The organism is Brevundimonas sp., assembly GCF_032017145.1.
GTDB lineage: Bacteria > Pseudomonadota > Alphaproteobacteria > Caulobacterales > Caulobacteraceae > Brevundimonas.
Map to the genome: position 1 here is coordinate 1 of NZ_DALZQC010000054.1, position 21094 is coordinate 21094.

Below are 21094 nucleotides of genomic sequence, written 5' to 3' on the forward strand. Positions count from 1 at the left end.
CCAGCGGCCCTGCCCCACCGGGGGCGCGGCGTAGGGCACGCCCTTGAAGGCGCGAATTCCGTCCGCCGTCACACCGGACAGGTCGCCGGCCGGGGATTGAACCACCGCGCGCTCTGGCGGGCTTGCGGCGAGCGGCGATGCGAACGCGCCAGGCGCGCAGAGACCGAGCGCGGCTGCGAGGCCGAGAGCCAGCGTTGCGATCCTGCGGCTCATTGGGAAACCTCCGTAGGGCTGCGGCGGCCCAGCACACGCGCGAGCCAGAGGAACAGGCCGACGGCCAGAAGGTAGAAGGGCGCCAGCGTATAGAGCGCCATCTGCAACGAATGGTCCGGGTGGCTGGCGCGGAAGAAATCGCTGGCCGCCCCGACATAGGTGGGCCCCAGGCCCAGGCCGATGAAGTTCATCACCAGCAGCAGAAGGGCGCCCGACATGACCCGCTGATTGGGCCGGACCTCGGCCTGCACCAGGGCGACGGACGACGACAGGTAGAAATAGTTCAAAAAGGTCGGGCCGGTCAGGAAGGCCAGGGCCAAAGGCCAGGTCGGGGCCCAGACGAAGGCGCAATAGAAGGGAATGGCCAGGACCAGCGACAGGGCCGGCACGAGCCCATAGGCGCGCTTTGACCGGCGGGTGAACCGGTCGATGGCCCAGCCCGAACAGAAAATGCCCGCGCTCATCCCCACGCCCACGACCAGGGCGTACCAGACGGCGACGTCGGCCAGCGCCATGCCTTTTTCCCGCATCAGAAACAGAGTGGCGAAGTTGCCCAGCCCATAGGTGATGAACTGGGTCGCGCCGCTGCCGAAGGAGGCCAGGAGCAGGGCCGGGCTGGTGAAGAACATCTTCAGCGTCTCCAGAAAACCCGCCTTCTGCTGCACGGCTTGCACGGCCAGCCCGTCCAGCCCGCCGCGCCGGGGTTCGCGCACCACGAAGACCACGGCGATCGCCGCCACGATCCCGACTGCGCCCACCGCCAGGAAGGCGTCGCGCCAGCTGAAGGCGGCCGCGATCGAGGCGCCGAAGGCGATGCCCAAGGCCGCGCCGATGGGCGGCCCCAGATTATAGAGACCCAGCGCCATCCCGCGCCGATGCGGCGGGAAATAGTCGGCGATGATGGCGTAGGACGGCGGCACGCCGCCCGCCTCGCCGAACCCCACCGTCATGCGCGCCACGGCCAGCTGCGTATAGGTTCGCGACAGGCCGCACGCCACCGTCGCCGCGCTCCAGATGCCGCAGGCGATGGCCAGGACGCGCACGCGGTTGGTTCGGTCGGCCAGCCATCCGACCGGAATGGCGATGAAACAGTAGAACATCGCGAAATAGAGCCCGCCCAGCAGGCCCAGCTGACTGTCGCTGATCTGCAGACTGTCCTGTATCGGCTTGGCCAGGATGGACAGCAGCTGCCGGTCCAGGAAGTTCAGCACATAGATGAACCACAGCGACCCCAATGCGACCCAGGCCCGGGCGCCGACGCCGTGGCCCGGCGGCGAGGCCGTCATCGGCCCATCGGGAACGATCGCTTGGGGCTGGCTCATGGTCGTTTCCTCGTGATGCGGACCTGACGGCCCGTCTATTTTTCGGGGTGGGTCAGCGCCTGATAGACGAAGGTGCGCGCCCGGTTTCGGAACTCGCTGCTGACGGGGTCCGCCATACGCTGGATCATGCCGACGAAGACGATGTCGTTCTCCGGGTCGATCCAGAACCAGGTCCCGCCGCCGCCGCCCCAGCTCAGCGTGCCGCGCCCCTCGACCATGCCGATCCGGCGCGGATCCATGGCCACGGCGAAGTCTAGCCCGAAGCCGAAGGCGGGATTGAAGGGCAGCAGCCGCAAGGGATTTGAGACGGCCAGAACCGCATCCGGCACCACATTGGTCGACATCAGGGCGACAGACGCGGGCGACAGCACGCGCACCCCGTCCAGTTCGCCGCCGTTCAGGATCATCTGGCAGAAGCGGGCGTAGTCCGAGGCGGTGGACACCAGCCCTCCGCCCCCGCCCTCGAACGGCGGAGCCTTGGTGAAGTCGTTGATCGGCATGTCGAAGGCTTCGGTCGCCGGCTTCAGCCTCCCCGTCCCGTCGTCGCAATACATGGCCGCCAGCCGGTGGGCATTGTTCGGCCGCGTCTGGAAGCCGGTGTCCGCCATGCCAAGCGGAGCGAAGATGCGGCTTTGCAGAAAATCGCTGAAGCTCTGGCCCGACAGCCGCTGGACGATCAGCCCCTGCAGGTCGGCGGCGATGGAATAGAACCACTCCGTCCCCGGCTGGAACATCAGGGGCAGGTCGGCGACGCGCTGGACCATCTGCTCCAGACTGTCGGCGCGCAGCACGCCCGCCTCGCGATAGGCGCGCTCCACCGGATGGACGTCGAACAGGCCGTATCCGAAGCCCGCCGTATGGCTGAGCAGTTCGCGCATGGTGGGCGGGCGGTGGGCGGGCGTCGTCTGGATCGCGCCGCCGGCGGCGCGCCCGGCGAAGACCTTCAGGTCGGCCAGTTCGGGCAGGAAGCGCGTCACCGGATCGTCCAGGCTCCAGCGCCCCTCCTCGAACAGGATCATCAGGGCCACGCCCGCGACCGGCTTGGTCATGGAATAGATGCGAAAGATGGCGTCGCGCCCCAACGGCGCCTGGGATTTCAGATCGGCCTTGCCATGGGTGTCGAAGGCCACGACCTGACCGTGCCGCATCAACAGGGTGGCGGCGCCCGCCACATGGCCCGCCTCGACCATGCCGGCCATATAGGCGTCGAGACGCCCCAGCCGTTCGGAATCGAAGCCGACCGCCTCCGGGCTGGAGGCGAAGGTCAGGCCGCCTGCGTCACCCATGCCCCGGTCCTTCCCGCGCGTCCGCCCGACTGCGGCAGATGCCGATGAAGCCGTGCGCCATGAACTCGGCCATCCGCGCCTTGACCGCCTCGAAGTCGTCGGATCGGCACAGGCCGTCCGACAGCCGGTCGATCCGCCCCGTGCGCGCCAGGGTCAGGGTCAGGGCGCCCGAGACGAAATGATAGCCCCAGAAAACGTCCTCGTCCGATGCGTCCGGCATGGCCTTCTTGAGCAGGCCGATAAGGCGAAGCACCACCGGGTCGTACAGCCGGTCCATGATCTCGGCGCCCCAGGCCGGCGTGTTGTTGATCTGGGCGCTGAGCGAACCGAAATTGCGCCACCCCTCCCCGCCCGTCGAATAGGTGTCCAGGTCGGTGTCCAGGAACGCCCGCAGCGCGCCCTCCACTGTCGGCCTGCCGTCCACCGACCGTTCATAGGCGTCCAGCGCCTCCATGCGGCGGCCGCTGGTCACCGGCGCCCGGCGCGCCAGAACCTTGTCGAACACCTCCTGCTTGTCGGTGAAATAGTAGTGGACCAGCGACTTGTGGACCCCGACCTTGTCGGCGATGTCCTTGATGGTGACGGCGGAAAAGCCGTTCTGCGAAAACAGGGCCTCGGCCGCGTCCAGCAGTTGCTCCAGGGTTTCGGCGCGCTGCTCGGCCTTGCTGCGCGGCTTGCGGGGCGACTTGGACATGACCAGAACCTCAAGACGGTCCGGCGCGGTCCCTGGACGACGCACCGGCTCCATGACGGAAACGTCGCCCATCCTATGCGCCTCCATAGATGGCGCGAAGCTGCGTCTTGTCGATCTTTCCGGTCGCGGCCAGGGGCATGGCCTCGACCCGCACGATCCGGTCGGGAATCCACCAGTCGGCGACCCGGCCCTTCAGACTGGCCGTCAGCGCGTGGTCGTCCAGGGCCTCGCCCTGCGCCGGTTCGATCACCATCAGGGGGCGTTCGCCCCATTTGCCGTCCAACCGGCCGATCACCGCCACCAGCGCGACCGCCGACAGGGCGCCGACGATGTCCTCGATCTCGACCGGATTGATCCATTCCCCGCCGGACTTGATCAGGTCCTTGGACCGACCCGCCAGGGTCAGATTGCCCGCGTCGTCCAGGCTGGCCAGATCGCCGGTGTCGAACCAGCCCTGGGCGTCCACCGCATCGACGTCCGCCCCGAAATAGCGGCGCGTGACGCTGTCGCCCCGCACCTTCAACCGCCCGACCGTGTTGCGCTGTTCCGCCAGCGGCGCGCCGTCCTCGTCGGTCAACAGCAGGTCCAGCCCCATCGCCGGCCGCCCCGATCCATGCGGCCCGCTGATATCGGCTGTCGGCGGCGAGATGGCGCCCAGCGGCGAAAGCTCGGTCATGCCCCAACTGGTCTGAACCACCACGCCCAGCCGGCTCTCCATCCGCCGCAGCAGAGCGTCGGGACAGCTGGAGCCGCCGATGATGATCCTTTGCAGACTTGGGGTCTCGCCCCCGACAGCATCCAGGTGATCGAGCAGACCCAGCCACACCGTCGGCACCCCGACGGCGACGGTCGCTTCGTGCCGCTGGATCAGCCGCGCCAGGGACGCCCCATCGGTCGCCCGACCCGGCAGGATCAGCCCCGCCCCCACCGCCGGCGCGGCGAACGGCAGGCCCCAGGCGTTGGCGTGAAACATCGGCACGGCCACCAGCACCCGGTCGCGCGCGGTCAGCGCCATGGCGTCCGCCTGCAGCGCGCGCAGGGTGTGCAGATAGTTGGAGCGGTGGGTGTAGCCGACGCCCTTGGGCGCCCCCGTGGTGCCCGAGGTGAAGCACAGGCCCGCCAGCGTGCGCTCGTCGAACGCGCCCCATGTGACTGTCCGGCCGCGCTCGGCCAACAGCGTCTCCAGCGAATCGACGGGCAGGCCGCCTTCATCCTGGCCCCTATCGCCGTCCAGCAGGATCAGCCGTTCCAGCGACGGGCACGCCGCCGCCAGATCCCGCGCCATGTCGGACAGGCCCGCACCCACCGCCAGCACCCGGTCGCCGACCTCGGTGATCATGGCGGCCAGATGCGCGACCGTCAGACGCGGATTGAGGGTGTGGCACGTCATGCCTACGCCCATGGCCCCGTACCAGACCTCCAGATGATGCTGGGTGTTCCAGGCCAGGGTCGCGATCCGGTCGCCTGGCCTCAGCCCCAGGTCCAGCAGCGCGCCCGACAGACGATTGGCGCGCCGACGCAGGTCGGCATAGCCGATCACGGCGTCCCCCGGCCCGCCCGCCGTCACGACGGTCCGGCGCCCATGCCATTTGGCGCCGTGATCCAGGAATCGATCCACGGTCAGGGCGTAGTCTTGCATGGGATCGAAGGCGGCAGGCGGCATACGCGACGAGGTTCCGTGAGGTCAGGCAGTGCGGCGGGACGACGACGTGCGCCGCCTCGCCTGGGCGCAGGGATCAGAAGGTGCGGGTCAGGTTGATCCCGTACTGCCGGGGCGGCCCGGCGTAGCGAAGCCCCGAGTTGATGGCGGCGATATAGGTCTCGTCCGTGGCGTTCAGCGCATAGACCGCCCAGGTCCACCGGCCCGTGTTCAACCGAACCGAGGCGTTGACGATGTCGCGGGCGCCCAGCCGGTCGCCCAGGACCGCATTGTTGAAGATGGTGGTCCAGCTTTCGCCGATATGGGCGTAGTCCACTCGCGGCGTCAGCGTCATGTTCGCCCCTATCGGGAAGGCGTATTCGATCCCGGCGTTGAAGGTGAACTCCGGCGCATAGTTCTTGGTGTTGCCCGCGATATTGACGCAGTTGGCGCTGGCCGGTCCCGTGGACGGATCGCAAAGCCCCGTCCGTCCCAGGCGCGGATCGGCGCCGAAGAAATCGCCCATTTCAGAGTTGGACACCGACCCGGCGACATCGAACGACAGCGGCCCGAACCGCCCCTGGACCGAGGCTTCCAGACCCATGATCTTGGTGTCGCCCTGAACGTTCTGGATGCGGCTGATCTGGGGATACTGAGGGTCGCCGATATTGACCTGGTAATCCTGATAGACGGTGTAGTAGGCGCCGATCTGGCTGCGCAGTCGGCCGTCCATCATGGTCGACTTCCACCCCAGCTCGTAGTCGATCAGGTCTTCGGCGCCGAAGGTCTGGGCCGGGCGGTACAGGTTCGGCGCGTTCAGGCCGCCCATCTTGTGGCCCGTCGCCACGAAGCCATAGACGAAGTTGGCGTCGTCCATCTTCCAGTTCACCGTGACCTTGCCGGTCACCTTGTCGTCCTTGACCTTGTCGTCCTGGAACAGAACGATCCCGAGCTGCGGATAGGTCGTATAGACGTCGTCGTTGGTCGACACCGAATGGGCGTAGCGCGCCCCGACCTGCAACTGCAACCGGTCGCTGATGTCGTAGCTGACCTCGCCGAAGACGGCGGCGGTTTCCTTGGGCGTGTCACCCCATAGGTAGATATCCAGGACGTTTTCGGGGAAACCGATCCGGTATTCGGCCGTGGGGAAGGCTTTGGCCGGGAAACGGGCCATGTCGTATTGATAATAGAGGCCCAGCAGCCATTTCAGTCGCTGCTGATCCGGCGAGATCAGGTTGAACTCCTGTGACCAGACCTCTTCGTCCAGTTGATCGACAAAGGTGTTGTTCAGCGCCGATGTGCCGTCCAGATCAGTGGCGAAGCGCGAGCGGCCGGCCTGATAGCCGGTGATCGACTTCAGCGTCATGCCGCTGTCGAACACATAGCTGACGTTCAGCGACGAGCGCACGAACTCGTCATGCGCCTCGTTCGGGCCGTTCGAGGTGATGTGGAACGGGTCGTTGGTCGCCAGCGCGGGATCGGCCGGATAGCCGCCCAGATCGATATTGTTGTAATCGGTCTTCCACAGCACCTTCAGCGCGTCGGTCGGCTGCCACAACACGCTGGCGCGCACGCTGTTGGAATCCACCGCGCCGGGACGACCGCGATAGGGGCCGGCGATGGTGTAGAAGCTGTCGCGCGTCTCGTGATTGAAGGCCAGACGCGCCGCCAGGGTGTCGCTGAGCGGCAGGTTGATCGCGCCCTGCAGCTTGATGTCGTCATAGTTCCCGGCCTGGCCGAAGACATAGCCGTTGATCCCCGAAAAGTCGGGATTGCGCGCGGTGATGAAGACCGCGCCGCCGGTCGCATTGGCCCCCGCGAAGGTGCCCTGCGGCCCTCGCAGCAGTTCCAGGCTGCCGATGTCATAGTAGGGCTCGGTCTGGAAATAGGCCGGGAAGGCCGCCACGCCGTCGCGATAGGTGATGACCCCCACGCCCACGGCCGTCGTCGCCTCGGACTTGCCGATGCCGCGCACATTGAAGAAATTGCCCTGGCCGAAGTTCTGGACCGTGGTGGACGGCGCCGCGAACTGCAGCTGGTCCAGGGACAGCACGCCCTTGGCGGCCAGGTCTTCGCCGCTCAGCACCGTGGCGGCGACGGCGGTCGTCTGAAGATTGCTGCTGCGGCGTTCGGCGGTGACCACCACGTCGCCCAGGACGGCGGCCTGGTCCTTGTCCGCCTTGATTTCAGCAGGGTCGGCCTCTTGGGCCTGAGCCGCTCCGCCCCACAGAAGCGCGACGGCGGACGCCGTAATCCAGAGCCTGCGGCCCATGATCGTTCCTTCCCGATGTTTCCTCGGCGCTCTTCGTCGCCATGCCCGGACGTTCACACCGATCACGCGGCTTGTCAACTTCACTAGTCGGCGGGTGAATATTGACCTTTCGCCCAATGCCGGGTCAGGATGCGGTCAACATCGGCGCCCGTCCGGTGATCGTCTCTGAAGGAAGACCATGACCATCGACCTGAGCGGCCGCACGGCCGTCGTCACCGGCGCCGGCGGCGGCCTGGGTCGCAGCCACGCCCTGGCCCTGGCCCGCTATGGCGCCAAGGTGGTGGTCAACGATCTGTCGCCCGATGGCGCTCACGCTGTGGTCGAGGAGATCGTTCGGCTTGGGGGCGAGGCCCTGCCCCATGTTTGCAGCGTGACCGATCGCGCCGCCGTCCAGTCCATGATCGCCTCGACCGTCGATCACTGGGGCGCGGTCGATATCGTGGTGAACAACGCCGGCATCCTGCGCGACAAGACCTTCGCCAAGATGGACCTGGACGACTTCGCCGCCGTCGTCGACGTTCACCTGATGGGGGCCGTCAATGTGACCAAGGCGGCCTGGCCCCATATGCGCGAGCGGAACTATGGCCGGGTGATCTTCACCACCTCGTCTTCGGGCCTGTACGGCAACTTCGGCCAGGCCAACTATGGGGCGGCCAAGATGGCCCTGGTCGGCCTGATGCAGACCCTGGCGCTGGAGGGCGAGCGTCACGGCATCCGGGTCAACTGCCTGGCGCCCAGCGCCGCGACCCAGATGACCGAGAACCTCTATTCCGCCGAGGATCTGAAGGGCCTGTCCTCCGACCTGGTCAGCCCCGGCGTGGTCGCCCTGGCCGCCGCCGACGCCCCCACCCGCATGATCCTTCTGGCCGGCGCCGGCGCCTTCGAACAGGCCAATATCACCATGACCCGCGGCGTCCACATCGGCGCCGTCCCCGACGCCGCCGACCAGATCCAGGCCAACTGGCCCCGCATCTCAGACCGCACCGATGAACAGGTCCCCGCCTCGGGCGCCGCGCAATACAATCACGAAGTCCACCACCCAGATCGACGCGCATGAAGTGCTGGAAGATCGCGCCGATCCGGCGGCGTCTTCCAGACTGATCGGCCGGATTTCAGATGGATCTCTCGGGACCAACGTCCCGTCGAACAGGCGCGGATCGAAAGTCAGCCTCCCGCCGCCGCGACCACCGCGCCCGGCGTCAGGGCGATGCTGATCAAGATCAGCCCCACGGCGGGATAGGCGGCCGGGCCAAAGCTGACCCACAGGCGCGCCAGCCCGTGACGCGACCGCGTTTCATCCTGGGCTCGCGCCATCCGCAGACTGTAGATCATGACCCCGGTTACGGAGAGGCCGGTCATCAGCAGGCCGAACACGAACCAGATCAACCGCGTCGCAAGCCCGCCGAAGGTGCCGAAATGCAGGGGATCGGCCGCTTCCGAAATCCTCTGATGAAGGCTCAGATCCTCGCCACGCGACGCGAGCAGAACCTTCCCATCGCGAGGATCGACCCAGACGGCGTTGGCCCGATCCCGCACCAGGATCGCCCTGGCCTGCCCCACGACCAGGACGCCGCGTCCCTTTTTATCGGGGAAGCTGACGCCCGACACGCGCAGTTCGGGGTCGGCGGCCTGGGCGCGGGCGATCAGGGCGTCAAGCTCTGGCCCGACCGGCTGGGCGGCCCCAGTCACGACCTGGGGCCTCGGCTCAGGCGGCGCGCGCCCCCCGAACACCTCGACCACATACCAGAGGCCGGTCACGATGATGAGGGCCAGAAACCAGATCGACCACAGGCCGACGAAACGGTGCAGGTCGCCGGTGAACCGCCGCGCCTCTCCCTGGCGGCCCTTGCGCCATTGGGGCAAGCGCGTGAAACCCCGCCAGAACTTCTTGTAGGTCGCCAAGCCGGTGATCATGGAGATCAGCAGGACCAAGGCCATCGAACCGACGATGGGAACCCCGATGGCCACCGGCATCATCAGGTGCCGATGGGTGTTGCGCAGGAACCGATTGACGTTGAACCAGCCATGCACGCCCCGAACCTCGGACGTCCAGGGATCGACATAGGCGATCCGCAGCCCTCCATCGTGCCGCTCGATCACCACCCGGGCCGCAAACCACGGCTCAAGCGGCGCGACAAGATACTGGATCGTCGCCTCGGGCTCGGCGGCCTTCACCGCCGCCGCCCAGTCGCCCCAGGACGCCTTGGGGGTGTCGCGCGGCATGACCCTCTGGGCCGGATCGACCAGCCAGTCGATCTCGTTCGACAAAGTGGCCAGCGTGCCTGTCGCCAGGACGAAGGTCATGAAGATCGCCAGCTTGAGCCCCAGCCAGTGATGCACCCACCACCAGGGCGAGCGCCCCTTCTTGGGCGTCTTTCCTCCGGCCTGAACGGGTAACCGCGCCATCCGACGGCTTAGAAGGCGTGGCTGACTTCGACAAACACAGTGCGCGGTTCGCCGGGGAAGGAGCCCTGAAGACCGAAGCCGGAGGCCGCATAGGTCTTGTCGAACAGATTGTCGACGCGCAGCCGAACCTTGGCGACATCGAGCGTCGTGGTGATCGAGGCGTCGAATACGGTGTAGGGTTTGACGCGTTCGTTGTTGAAGCCGACCCGCTCGGCAACATACTCGCCGCCGAAGGCGAAGGCTGTCCGCAGCTTGGGAACCTGATAGCGGGTCCAGAATCCGGCCTGGTGTCGCGGCGCATTGACGAAGCGGTCGCCCACGGCATTGGTGATGGACTGTCCCGGCGCCGTGCCCGTGATGCGCGTGTCGTTGTAGCCGTAGTTGGCGGTCAGCACCCAGTTCGCCGTCAGGTCGGTCGAGACATCGACCTCGAAGCCCTCGGAAGTCACCTCGCCGATGGGGCGCAACTGGTCCCGGCCGTTGATCGGAGGCAGGCTCTGATCGGCCTGAAGAATATTCTCGCGCACGATCCGATAGACTGCGGCGTTGACCTGGACCCGTCCGCCATGGAGAGCGGTCTTGACGCCCGCCTCCACCTGGGCCCCGGTCACCGGGGCGAAGGGTCCGCCGACCTCGGCGTTCTGACTGCCCGCGGCCTGAGGCTCGAAGGTGTCGGACCAGCTTAGATAAGTCGAGATGTCCTGGCGCGGCTTGAAGATCAGGCCCAGGCGGTAGGTGGCTTGGGAATCCTCGAAATCGACGCCGCTGATGCGGTTGTCGTCCTCGAACCGGTCCCAGCGCACGCCGGCCAGGGCCATAAGACGCTCTCCGAAGCGAACCTGGTCCTGCAGATAGACGCCGCCCCGGACGGAGCGGTCGTCGGAGCGTGAAAGCGGCAGGGCGTCCAGATTGTAGTTGGCGGCTCCGGTCAGGCCATAGACGGGGTTGAACAGCGACAGGTTCGGCACGGGTCCGCCCAGGTTGGCCTGGGCGGCGGTGCGGCTCTTGAACAGCAGGTCCTCCCGCGCCCAGTCAGCCCCGAACAGAATGCGGTGATTCAGTCCCACCGCCCGCACGTCGGCGACCAGATTGGCCGCCAGCGACAGGCTGTCGGCATCGCGGTACTGATCCCGGAACTGGCGGCGCACAGCGTCCGGCCGGCCGTCGCGATCGGTGTCGATGACGCCGCGCGGTTCATGATAGTTCTGGCGTTCCGAGGATTCAGAATACCGCGCCGTCGCGTCGAACCTCACATTGTCCGCCACCTGGGACGCCAGCCGCGCCTGATAGACCTGAACCTCCAATGTGGCGAAATCGGTCGTTTCGTTGTGGTTCCAGGTGATATCGGTCAGGAAGTTTCCGTCCATATCCACCGGCACGCCCCGCAGGCGATTGCCGGGCAGGGTCTGATCATAGACGCTGGCCTGAAGTGTCAGGTCGGTCCGATCGGTCAGGGCGATACCCACCCCCAGATCGCCGATCAGGTTTCGCGACCCGGCGTTGACCCGGAAACTGTCACGCTCTTCGTAGAAGACGCCAGCGCGCGCGGTGATCCGCCCTGCCCTATCGACCGGACCCGTGACTTCGCCCGAGACCCCGACCCGGTCATAGTCGCCGATCACGCCCTTGACCTCTCCCGCGAACACAGGGCTCGGCGTCTTGGAGACATAGTTGATCATGCCGCCGGGCGAGCCGGGACCATAGAGCATGCCCGCCGGTCCCTTCAGAACCTCGACCCGCTCGATATTGAACAACTGCGGTACGGCGAAGCCGATGAAGGGGTTGCCCCGCACTCCGTCGAAATAGGCCTCGTCCTGGCGAAACCCCCTGAACGTCACCCCCGCATAGGAGAAGAAGGTCACGCCCGAGATGTTTCTGTAAAGGTCGGTGATGTCTCGCGCGCCCTGATCCTCGATCAGTTCGGCGTTCAGGATCTGCAGGGCCTGAGGAATGTCGAGAGGGTTCTCGGCCGTCTTGCCGATCGTGGTCTTGTCAGTGCGATAAAGGCGCTGGGCGCGACCGGTGACGACGATTTCACCCAACGCCGCCGGCTCCCCCTCCGGGTTCGCGGGCAGGGTCTGAGCCGCCGCCATACCCGGCGAAACCAGTCCGACGACTGCGCCCCCGCATATGGCGCTGGAGGCGACGAACAACTGGCGAAGGCGCATGACGATCCGAACAAACTTGCGAACGCGTCGCAGTTAGCTTTGGGTCGACGTGAATGCAAGCGAGTTGACGACGGCGAAGAACAGGATCAGGCTGATGTGACCCAGGCTGATCAGCACGGGTGACAGAGCCCACAGCCCCAAGGCGGCGCCCGCCAGTATCGCGCCCGTGATGCCGATGGCTTTCAGCGAATGCCGCGGCAACTGCGCCAGAACCAGCGCAGGCCCCATGACGGCCAGGGCCTCCAGGATCGGTCGCACCCTCGGAGAGGAGCGGGTCACGATGGCCAGGTGCGCGACTTCATCGCCGCCGGACGGGGCCGCTTCGCCCTGGTCGTCGGCGCCGAGAAAATGACCCTGTCGTTCGTCGGCAACCTGGCCATCGCGGATCGCGCGACCAACAAGCTGCGTAGCAAGGCGGTGGTCATCGTCACCTATACCGGCCTGATCCCCGGCCGCGCCACGGACGACGTCACCTTCGGCGTCGGGGCGGCCGTCGTGAACGGGCGGGTCACCGACGCCCACCGCGCCCAGAACGATGCGGGAGTAGGCGCTGTCGCCTGGGATCTCGTCGGGTCGGGCAAGTTGCGGCCCGCCTCGATTAGCCTGACAGCACTCCCGCAGCTACGATTCCTCGATCCGATCCACGAGATGCCGGGACTGAACACCTAGAGTGACAGCGCCCGCCGGATCAGCTGGAAGACATAGGTCGGTTCGATCACGCCGCGCACCAGATAGGCTTGGGGACCGTCGGCGTAGACCGGGACATCCTCGCCGGCGTGTCCTGCGCTGGACAAGGGCACGGCGACCGAGCGCAGAGCCTCGGCGTCTGAAGATCCGTCTGCGCGGGCGACCGCTTGCGGTCGCGTCGGCGACGGGCCCGTGCCGTAGATCAGGGTCGGATAGGGCGCGTCGTCCAGCGCCTTGTTCGGCGCGCCGTCTGCGCCGGCCAGGCCGAGCAGCGGCGCCTTGCGATCCGCCCCGGCGGTGAGGACCAGGCTGTGGCTATGGTCCGCCGTGACGATGATCAACGTATCGGCGGGATCGGTCAGTCGACGCGCGGCGTCCACGGCCTGGGAGAACTCGGCCACAGCGGCCAGAGCGCGACGTGGATCATTGGCGTGGTGATAGCTGTCGATCTGGGCGCCCTCGACCACCAGCAGATAGCCCTCGGGGTTCTGCGACAGGGCGCGGATCGCCGCCGCCGTCATGTCCGGCAGTCGGGGCGTGGCGCTGTCGGGCGCTCGATCGGCGTCCGCCGGCAGGGCGCCGTTGGAGAAAAGGCCCATCAGGCGCGGCGTGGTGCTGGCCGTCAGCCCCGGAAGATCCCTGACCACGGTCGAGGCGCCGCCGCGGCGGCGCCAGGCCTCGACCAGATCTCGACCGTCCTTGCGACGCCCTCCGTCCGCTTCGGGTTTCAGATAGGCCAGGCCGGCGCCCAGAACGACGTCGGGCGTGGCTTCGCCTTCGACCAGTTGCCGGGCGATGTCGATGCAGCCCTGGGCCACAGCCTGGGCCGGCATGTCGATGTCGCTCTGCCACCCGCGGAAGGGGGTGTGGGCATAGGTGGCCGCAGGCGTCGCATCCGTGATCGGCGCGGTCGTTACGACCCCGATCGCCAGTCCCTTGGCCCGGGCCAGTTCCGACAGTGTCGGCACGCGCGCCCCCGCGACGGAGGCGCAATCACGCGCCCGCACCTGGTCGTCGACGCCGATGGCGCCGTTGATGGTCTTGTATCCGGTCATCAAAGCCGAGGCGCCGTTCGCGGAATCCGTGACGAAACGATCGGCCGAATAGCTTCGCGAAAGGGCCGTATAGGGAAAACGATCAAAGGACAGCCTATGGCTGGCGCCGTCCTCGCCCAGGGCCTGGCCCTCGTAGATGCGACCGGCCGTGACGCTGTTGACGCCCATGCCGTCGCCGATCATCAGGATGACGTTTTTCGGCCGTCCCGTGTCGGGCCTCAACGCCGTCGCCGCATCGAGTGCGGCGATGTCGGCCTGGACTTGGGCCTGAGCCTGCATCGGCGGGAAAGACAGAGCCGCGCCGAGCAGAATGGGCAGGAAGGGTTTCATGACGATCTCCTGAAGACAGAAAACCCCGCGCGTCGCCGGCGACGCGCGGGGTTGGCAGGTAGGGATTAGAAGCGGACGCTCATTCCGACGGAGATGGTGCGTCCATAGTCGGTGTAGCCGACGAACCGGTTGTCAGCGACGAACTGCTCTTGCGGCTGGTCGGTCAGATTGATGGCCTCCACGGAGACCGTCAGTCGATCGGTGAGCTTGTAGCTCAGGCTGCCGTCCAGCGAGCCGAAGGCCCGGTCGTTCGCCGATTCCAGACCATTGGTTCCGACCTCCTGCAGCACGTCGCCCCGCCAGGAATAGCTGAGACGCGCCGCCAGCGGCCCCTTCTCGTAGAAGCCGGTCAGGTTGATGCTCTGCTTGGCGACGTTTTCGAGGTCGTCCTTGAACTCGCGCGTACCGTCGTAATAGGTCGCATCGGTCGTGGTCAGGGTCAGGTTGGCGGTCATGCCCAGACCGTCGAACGGCGCCGGCAGGAACGGGAACAACTGCTGGTAGGCCAGCTCGATTCCCGCGATCGAAGCCGTGCCGCCGTTGACCGGCGCAGTCAGTTCATAGGTCACGTCGTCGATGACGATATTGGACCGGCGACGGGTCGAGAAGGTGGTGATGTCCTTGTAGAAGGCCCCGCCGATCAGGGCGCTGGACGGCGAGAAGTACCATTCCGTCACCGCATCGTATTGCCAGGCCTCGAACGGCCTAAGCTCGGGGTTCCCGCCAACGGCGGTGAAGAGGGCGCCCGACGAGTTGAGCGTCAGTCTGGGGGCCAGGTCCGACAGGGACGGGCGCGTGATCACCTTGGCCGCCGCAACGCGGAACTGGAAGTCGTCGCGCGCTTCCCACACCAGATTCAGGGAGGGCAGGACGTCATTGTAGGTCTTGTCGAACGACACGGGCAGGGCGGCCCGGCCGTTGTCGGCGTGCCCCGAAGAGGTCTGCTCGGTCTGGGCGACCCGCAAGCCGAAATTGCCGCGCAAGGGCGCCCCGAACAGCATGGTCTCAATGTCGGCCATGCCGTAACCGGCCAGGATGGTCTCGTCGATCTGGTAGGAGTTGCGCAGATCTCCCCGCGACAGCGGCGCGTCCAGATCGGCCTGGGTGATCTGGCGCAGGAACCGCGTCGGGTTCGGCACGACCCAGCTGCGCGGCAGTTCAGCCCCGACCTTGGACAGGAAGTCCCTCTGCGAGAAGGGCTGGAAGAAGTCCTGACCCAGGGTCACGCCCGAAATGCCGCGCGTGATGTTGAAATCGCGACGATTGTAGTCGCGCGCACGATCGCGATATTTGGCGCCGAAGGCGACCTTGGCTATGGGCCCGAAGGAGACGGGACGGACGAAGTCCAGTTGGATTGCGGTCTCTTCGTCCAGGGTGTCGTTGACCCGATACTCCAGACGGCGTCCCGGCAGCGTCGAGATACTGTTCATGTCCGCGTCGAGAAAGCGGATCGAAGGGACGCCGCCGCCCGACCTGGGCATGTCGATCTGAATGCGCCCGACCGGGCCCTGAACGCGCGATCTTGTGATCGGGTCGGGCGTGTCGCTTGCGGCGCGGGCATAGGCCACGTCTCCGGACACGGTCCAGGCGCCGAGTTGCTGACGCAGGTTCAGGCCCACCGACAGGTTATCGTGATGCAGGCGCGAGACTTCATGACCGATCTGGCTGGTGCCGCCGTTGAAGGTTCCGCCCACCAAGGCGCCGTTCTCGACCTGCGCGGCGCCACGCACCGCATTCGCGACATTGGCGTCGGCCGAATAGGTCAGTTCGTCGTAATCGACCATCAGATCGGTGTAGGTGATGTCCAGATTGACGTCGGTCGTCGCGGTAGGCCGCCATTGCAGGGCGGCGTTCAGGCCGTAGCGCTCGCGAGCCTCCGTCTCCAGCGTAGGGCGCAGCGCCTGCGGATAGATGATGGAGCCGCTGTCCGACACGCCGTCGCCATTCGTGTCCACGCCTGCCGCATATGTGCCCCAGGTAACGCCGGTGATGCGGTCCTGTCGCAGGGAGCGCTGATCATAGACGGCGGCCAGCAGGGCGCCGAAGGTGCGATCTTCGTTGACCCAAGATCCCAGGGCGGACAGGCGCGGGTTCAGATCCCCGGCGTTCTCGGCGTAGTTGACTTCGCCGGACAGGGCCAGGCGCGACGTCTTCAGGTCCAGCGGACGGAAGGTGCGCACATTGACCACGCCCCCGATCGCCCCTTCGTCCAGCGAAGCGAGCGGGCTCTTGATCACGTCCACCCCCGCGACCAGTTCGGACGGCAGGGTGTCGAACCGGAACTGACGCCCGCTCTGTCCGCTGTCGCGGACATTCTCGTTCACGGCGGCGCTGCGGCCGTTCAGGGTCGTGATCTGAAAGTTGGCGCCCAGGCCCCGCACGCGCACGAACAAGCCTTCGCCCCGGTCGCGGACGATCGAGACGCCGGGCACACGCTGAAGCGCTTCGGCGATATTCTGGCTGGGAAAGTCGCCGATGTCCTCGGCGGTGATGACGTCGACGACATTGTCGGCGCGGCGCTTGATGTCCAGGGCCTGGGTCAGGCTGGAGGAGAAGCTGCCGGTGACCACGACCTCTTCAAGCTCGGCGAAGGTTTCCGCCTGATCCTCGGTCGAAACCACGCGCGACGCCGCCAGCGCGGCAGGCCGAGCTTGCGCGCCCCGGGTGATGACGACAGCGTCTCCGTTCAGGCGCCAGACCAGTCCCGTGCCGCTCAAAAGACGATCCAGCGCTTGTCCGGGCGTGAGCGTCCCCGACACCCCCTGAGTGCGCCGACCGCGCAACAGGGCCGGATCGGCGATGACCTGAAGTCCCGAAGCCCTCGAATATTGCGCCAATGCGGCCGACAGATCGCCGGCGGACGCGGATACCGCGACCGGCGCGCCCCCGCGGGCGGATGTCTGAGCCGAGACGGAACCGGCCGCCGCCAGCATGGCGAAGGCCATGACGGATGTCGTCGCCTTGAGGCGAGTAAGAGTTTTTGAGCTGCTCATTGGGCCTTGATCCCTTGAACCCGCCAGCCCCCTGCGGACGGTCAGAAGGCTAAGACGCAGGCGAGCCGGATACCGGACACGGATTTTTGCAAATCTTTCGCAACCGCAGCATGGCGAAGTCGCTAAGATTCATCCCTGTCCGGATCAGGATTTCGTGGCTGAAACGACGATCGAGTCTGGGCCGGCCCTCACCTGGAAACCGTGCACCACGGCAAGGTTTCGCAACTGTCCCTCGGCGTCGTCGAGACGAAAACGCCCGGCCGCCTCAAGGCTTTTCAGCTTCTCGTCCTGGAGGATTATGGGCCGCGTCGAACGCCGCGACAGCCGTTGGACCAACTCTCCCAGGGTGATGGCGTCTGTCTCGATCCAGCCGTCGGTCCAGACGGTTTCGTCCGGCGCGAACAAGGGAGCGAACTCCGTGAAGTCCGCGCCCGGCTCCAGCATCGGCCTTGGCCAGGTCTCGGGCGCGCCTTGATAGGCTAGGCGCAGTTCGCTGATCGTCGCCGGGCCCTGGACCCACGACATCGCCGCCCCGGCCGCCACGAACATCAAGACCGTGGCGGCGATGACGATCAGACTGTCTCGGATGGCGCTCAATACCGATACTTCAGCGAAATCCAGGCGTTGCGCCCCATCTGATAAGGCTGAGACGTGGTGTTGTAGTCCTGCTCCAGGACCGTGTTGAACAGGTTGTTGACCCGAACATCCAGCAGCGCCGTGCCCCATGAGGTGCGCGCCAGTTCCAGCGAGGCGGACAGATTGGCGCTGAAGGATGAGGCGAATTTCACGGTGTCGAACACATCGTAGCGGACGCCCCCGACCGTGATGTTCACGCCCGTGTCTTCTATCCGCTCGAAGCCGTCCCGCCAGCGTGCATTGACATTGGTCCGCAGCCGCCCTCCGAACCAGTTGGCGCTCCAGTCCGCGTTCAGAATCAGCGGCGCCGCATAGTCGACGAGTTGGTTCTCCGCCGTCACCTCCAGCAGCGGCCTGATCTCGCCCTGGTAATAGACCAGAACCTGATCGTACTCGGTGTCGTCCGCCAGGTCGAAATAGCTGATGTTGGACGACGAGGTGTGGGAGACATTGGCGCTGAAGGTAACCGCGTGATGGTCGCCCAGTTGACGGACATACTCCAGCGACAGTCCCTTGTACCGGGTCGAGCCGTCATTGGTGATCGTATAGACTTGCCGCGTCGATGTTCCGCCCGTTTCCCGGTCGTAGACCTCGCTGGTCGCGCGCGAACTGGCGAACTGGTCCTCGCCGTTCCTGGTGATCCCCTTCAGGCGGAAGTCGCCGCCGATCAGCGGCACGCGGCCCGTCAGCACCGCCGTCAGTTCGTCCGAATAGGGCGTCGCCAGATTGGCGTTCGAATATCTCGCCGTCTCGGAATGGTTGGTCAGATACCAGGTGTTCGACCATATCCGCTGCGTCCCGACGATGGTCGGCCGACGTTGATAGATGCGGTTGCCGGGATAGTCCTCGCGCAGGGCGTAACCCAGGAAACTGCGGCCGTAGTATCGGTTCGCCCCGACCGTCAGGTTCAGGGCCCACGGCAGATCCCGGCTGATCGACAGGCGGGGCGCCAGATTGTGATTGCCCAGGAAGGTCTCGTAATCGTAGCGCAACCCGGCCCGAACCATGAAGCCGCGCCAGTCCGTCTCGTATTCGGCCCACACTCCAGTACTGGTCAGATCCCTCTTGGTGTGGAAGGCGGTCGCATCATTGCGCTGGGCCAGGGCGTAGCGCCCGGTGACGCATGTGCCCGCCACCTCCTCCGCTGGATCGGCGCAGACGGTGTTTGGATTGATCTCGTTCGGAACCACCGGATAGGCGGTCGTGCTGACGTGGCGAAAGGCGGCGCTGTAAGGCTGCCCTTTTTCGCCTTCGATATAGGCGACCTGGAATCCCGCGCTCAGCGCGCCTCCCAGCAACGGCTGTTCCCATCGGCCCTCCAGACCGGTCTCGCTCTGGCTCTGCTCCAGTATGCCGGGCCCGCCCAGCGAGCAGCTGCTTCCCGAGCACCAGTCGATCCCCGACCCGCCGCCAGTGTTCACATTCACCGTTCCGGGACGATCGCTGTCGCGATCGTTGTTCGAGAAGGCGTGGCTGAGCTGCAGCTCCCAGCGCCGCTCGCCCAGTCGCCCCTCCAGCCCGATCTTGCCGGTGAAGCCCCCGCCGTTCAGGGTCACATAGTTGTCGATCCCGTTGGCGTGCGACGAACGGCTCTCATAGGGGCTCCAGACGAACTGCGACGTCAGCAGCAGGTTCGCCGACAGGCCCGCCTCGGCCTTCAGCATCACCGTCTCGCTGCGGCTCCTCAGCCCGTAATCGCCGTACTTCAGCCAGTTGGCGCCGCGATAGTTCGTCACCGTCACATCGGACAGGTTGTAGGCCAACAAGGTTCGAACGCGATCTCCGAACGGCAGGTCGACCGTCAGGCCATAGCGATGTTTCTCGTAGTCCGGCTCTTGAGGCAACGGCCCCGAGATCGCGTCCCGGACGCGATCCGACACCCGAAACTCCGCGAGACCCGGACGCGTCTCTCCATAGTAGGTCTCCGCCCCGAAGCGTCGTCCGGGCCTGCGCGTGGCGATCTCCAGCACGCCGCCGGTGAACTGGCTGTATCGCGCCGACACGTTGGAGTCGCGCAGGGTCAGCGATTCCACCAGATTGGCGTCCACCCACACCGTCTGGGCCGAGGCCGCCGTATTGCCCTCGATATAGTGCTGGGGATTCGTGCCCGACACGTCCAGGCGCGAGTTCACGCCCACGCCGTCGATGACGAACAGGTTTTCGTAGATCGACCCGCCCGAGATCGACAGATTCTCCGGCCTCAGATCCTGCAACTCCGTCCGCGTCGCGCGGCCTTGCCGGCTGGTGAACTGCACCGTCGGCAGCGCCTTGAGCACCTCGTTGACATCGCCTGATCCCGGCGCGCGGCTTTCGACCGAGCCGTGATCGATCTTCGTGGTTCCAGAGTCAACCGGATCGCCGAAGCGATAGACCGGCGCCGCCTTCTCGTCCGCCTCGACCACCACAGTCGGAATCTGGGCCTCCTGGGCGACGGCCGGAACCGCGATCGCCGCCATCATCACGGCAAGACTGGTGGTGTGGAGACTAAACATCCGCATGGCGGCCCTTCCCAAAACTGCCGGGCGGCTTAACGGCGAGGCCTAGATAATGCAAGCGATTCGCAATTGCATATCCGTCCTGCGTTTTCTAGGAGAGCCGTATGCGCGGACAAACCCTCCAGATTCCGCTGCGGGGTTTTGTCGTCCTATCTGTGACGGCCGCCCACGCGGTGTTGTTTCTTGCGAACCTCCCGCCCGAAAGGCCGGGGCAGCATGCGGACGGCGGCGCACCAGTCGTGAATCTGACGCTGGAGCCTTCCCCCTGCTTCGATGACACATCTTCGACCGCCGCCCAGGCCGCGACCACCGTACCGACGGCTTCAGCGAACCGGCCTGCGCCGCAACCGCCCAGACCCCGACGGACTGTGCTGCATCCCTTGGCGCCTGACACCGTGTCCGTGTCTCCAGATCCGACGCCGAACTCCCTCGCGCCAATGCGGACATCCTCCGTCGAAAGCGCCGTCTCCGCCGCGCCGGGGCTGACCTCGAACACCGACGTCCCACCCTCCCGCGCCGGCCGAACGCAGGGCGGCGGCGCCGGCACGCTAGGCGCGACCGCCACTCCTAACGAGGATCGTTACGCCGCCGAAGTGATCGCCTGGGTCGAGGCGCACAAGGGCCACGCCGCCGGACGCGCCACGGGCGTCGCCACCATCCGCTTCGTTCTGGACCGCCGGGGCCGCGTCAACGACAGCGCCGTATTCGCCACCAGCGGCGATCCGAGCCTGGACATGCTCGCCCTGGACGCCATCCGAAACGCCACGCCCTTCCCCCGCGCGCCCGCAACCGCCGACTGGCGCACACGGACCTTCCTGGTGCGGATCGACTATCGCCGCAGAGCCTAGGCGGCGTGGACAAACTGGATTCCCAAATCCTCTGATTGCTGATTCAAGGC

15 protein-coding genes and 1 pseudogene are annotated in these 21094 nt (G+C 66.3%); 3 read left to right on the top strand and 13 right to left on the bottom strand.

Annotated elements, in window-relative coordinates:
- The 6 genes and pseudogenes from RTU05_RS10445 to RTU05_RS10470 all read right to left on the bottom strand — a co-directional run.
- Positions 1-213, bottom strand: a pseudogene (locus RTU05_RS10445) (carboxylesterase family protein); the annotation flags it as partial.
- Complete coding sequence (locus RTU05_RS10450; RefSeq protein ID WP_312598062.1) at positions 210-1499, bottom strand: MFS transporter; 1290 nt, start codon at positions 1497-1499, stop codon at positions 210-212. The pseudogene RTU05_RS10445 and the gene RTU05_RS10450, both read right to left, overlap by 4 nt.
- Positions 1500-1570: 71 nt before the next feature.
- Entirely contained in the window at positions 1571-2821 is a 1251-nt protein-coding gene (locus tag RTU05_RS10455; protein WP_312598039.1) for a serine hydrolase domain-containing protein, read from the bottom strand.
- The gene (locus RTU05_RS10460; RefSeq protein WP_409411615.1) at positions 2814-3515 is read right to left on the bottom strand and encodes a TetR/AcrR family transcriptional regulator; all 702 of its coding nucleotides are present in this window, start codon (positions 3513-3515) and stop codon (positions 2814-2816) included. Before RTU05_RS10460 ends, RTU05_RS10455 begins: the two co-directional genes overlap by 8 nt.
- Before the next feature lie 73 nt (positions 3516-3588).
- On the bottom strand, positions 3589-5154 hold the full coding sequence (locus RTU05_RS10465) for an AMP-binding protein (RefSeq protein ID WP_312598042.1): 1566 nt from the start codon (positions 5152-5154) through the stop codon (positions 3589-3591).
- A gap of 97 nt (positions 5155-5251) precedes the next feature.
- The gene (locus tag RTU05_RS10470) at positions 5252-7426 is read right to left on the bottom strand and encodes a TonB-dependent receptor (RefSeq protein WP_312598044.1); all 2175 of its coding nucleotides are present in this window, start codon (positions 7424-7426) and stop codon (positions 5252-5254) included.
- Between the two features lie 178 nt (positions 7427-7604).
- On the opposite strand from RTU05_RS10470, the gene RTU05_RS10475 reads away from it, so the two are divergent.
- The gene (locus RTU05_RS10475) at positions 7605-8483 is read left to right on the top strand and encodes an SDR family NAD(P)-dependent oxidoreductase (RefSeq protein WP_312598046.1); all 879 of its coding nucleotides are present in this window, start codon (positions 7605-7607) and stop codon (positions 8481-8483) included.
- A 107-nt stretch (positions 8484-8590) separates the two neighbouring features.
- On the opposite strand, the gene RTU05_RS10480 is transcribed toward RTU05_RS10475, so the two are convergent.
- The 3 genes from RTU05_RS10480 to RTU05_RS10490 are packed head-to-tail and all read right to left on the bottom strand — an operon-like array spanning position 8591 to position 12279.
- Entirely contained in the window at positions 8591-9832 is a 1242-nt protein-coding gene (locus tag RTU05_RS10480) for a PepSY-associated TM helix domain-containing protein (RefSeq protein WP_312598048.1), read from the bottom strand.
- Positions 9833-9840: 8 nt separating this feature from the next.
- Complete coding sequence (locus tag RTU05_RS10485; RefSeq protein ID WP_312598050.1) at positions 9841-12000, bottom strand: TonB-dependent siderophore receptor; 2160 nt, start codon at positions 11998-12000, stop codon at positions 9841-9843.
- Between the two features lie 33 nt (positions 12001-12033).
- Positions 12034-12279 carry a hypothetical protein gene (locus RTU05_RS10490; protein WP_312598052.1) on the bottom strand — a complete coding sequence of 82 codons (246 nt, stop codon included), beginning with the start codon at positions 12277-12279 and terminating at the stop codon, positions 12034-12036.
- Positions 12280-12288: 9 nt separating this feature from the next.
- Between RTU05_RS10490 and RTU05_RS10495 the strand changes: the two genes are divergently transcribed.
- On the top strand, positions 12289-12669 hold the full coding sequence (locus tag RTU05_RS10495) for a carbohydrate porin (protein WP_312598054.1): 381 nt from the start codon (positions 12289-12291) through the stop codon (positions 12667-12669).
- Here the strand turns inward: RTU05_RS10495 and RTU05_RS10500 are convergent.
- The 4 genes from RTU05_RS10500 to RTU05_RS10515 form a co-directional block, all read right to left on the bottom strand.
- Positions 12666-14072 carry an alkaline phosphatase gene (locus tag RTU05_RS10500; RefSeq protein ID WP_312598056.1) on the bottom strand — a complete coding sequence of 469 codons (1407 nt, stop codon included), beginning with the start codon at positions 14070-14072 and terminating at the stop codon, positions 12666-12668. The two genes, RTU05_RS10495 and RTU05_RS10500, sit on opposite strands and share 4 nt — an antisense overlap.
- Positions 14073-14137: 65 nt before the next feature.
- Positions 14138-17017, bottom strand: coding sequence for a TonB-dependent receptor (locus tag RTU05_RS10505; protein WP_312598058.1), 2880 nt, complete (start codon positions 17015-17017; stop codon positions 14138-14140).
- Between the two features lie 192 nt (positions 17018-17209).
- A complete protein-coding gene (locus RTU05_RS10510) occupies positions 17210-17662 on the bottom strand; it encodes a hypothetical protein (RefSeq protein WP_312598059.1) in 453 nt (150 codons plus the stop codon).
- A complete protein-coding gene (locus RTU05_RS10515) occupies positions 17659-20199 on the bottom strand; it encodes a TonB-dependent receptor plug domain-containing protein (protein WP_312598060.1) in 2541 nt (846 codons plus the stop codon). Before RTU05_RS10515 ends, RTU05_RS10510 begins: the two co-directional genes overlap by 4 nt.
- Positions 20200-20633: 434 nt before the next feature.
- Here RTU05_RS10515 and RTU05_RS10520 point away from each other — a divergent pair, with 434 nt between their 5' ends.
- Positions 20634-21044, top strand: coding sequence for a TonB family protein (locus RTU05_RS10520; RefSeq protein ID WP_312598061.1), 411 nt, complete (start codon positions 20634-20636; stop codon positions 21042-21044).
- Positions 21045-21094: the final 50 nt, after the last annotated feature.

Coding starts and splice junctions, on each gene's coding strand:
- RTU05_RS10515 (WP_312598060.1), bottom strand. CDS start 20,199: ATGCGGATGTTTAGTCTCCACACCACCAGTCTTGCCGTGATGATGGCG.
- RTU05_RS10480 (WP_312598048.1), bottom strand. CDS start 9,832: ATGGCGCGGTTACCCGTTCAGGCCGGAGGAAAGACGCCCAAGAAGGGG.
- RTU05_RS10500 (WP_312598056.1), bottom strand. CDS start 14,072: ATGAAACCCTTCCTGCCCATTCTGCTCGGCGCGGCTCTGTCTTTCCCG.
- RTU05_RS10475 (WP_312598046.1), top strand. CDS start 7,605: ATGACCATCGACCTGAGCGGCCGCACGGCCGTCGTCACCGGCGCCGGC.
- RTU05_RS10485 (WP_312598050.1), bottom strand. CDS start 12,000: ATGCGCCTTCGCCAGTTGTTCGTCGCCTCCAGCGCCATATGCGGGGGC.
- RTU05_RS10455 (WP_312598039.1), bottom strand. CDS start 2,821: ATGGGTGACGCAGGCGGCCTGACCTTCGCCTCCAGCCCGGAGGCGGTC.
- RTU05_RS10520 (WP_312598061.1), top strand. CDS start 20,634: ATGCGGACATCCTCCGTCGAAAGCGCCGTCTCCGCCGCGCCGGGGCTG.
- RTU05_RS10505 (WP_312598058.1), bottom strand. CDS start 17,017: ATGGCCTTCGCCATGCTGGCGGCGGCCGGTTCCGTCTCGGCTCAGACA.
- RTU05_RS10450 (WP_312598062.1), bottom strand. CDS start 1,499: ATGACGGCCTCGCCGCCGGGCCACGGCGTCGGCGCCCGGGCCTGGGTC.
- RTU05_RS10460 (WP_409411615.1), bottom strand. CDS start 3,515: ATGTCCAAGTCGCCCCGCAAGCCGCGCAGCAAGGCCGAGCAGCGCGCC.
- RTU05_RS10470 (WP_312598044.1), bottom strand. CDS start 7,426: ATGGGCCGCAGGCTCTGGATTACGGCGTCCGCCGTCGCGCTTCTGTGG.
- RTU05_RS10465 (WP_312598042.1), bottom strand. CDS start 5,154: ATGCAAGACTACGCCCTGACCGTGGATCGATTCCTGGATCACGGCGCC.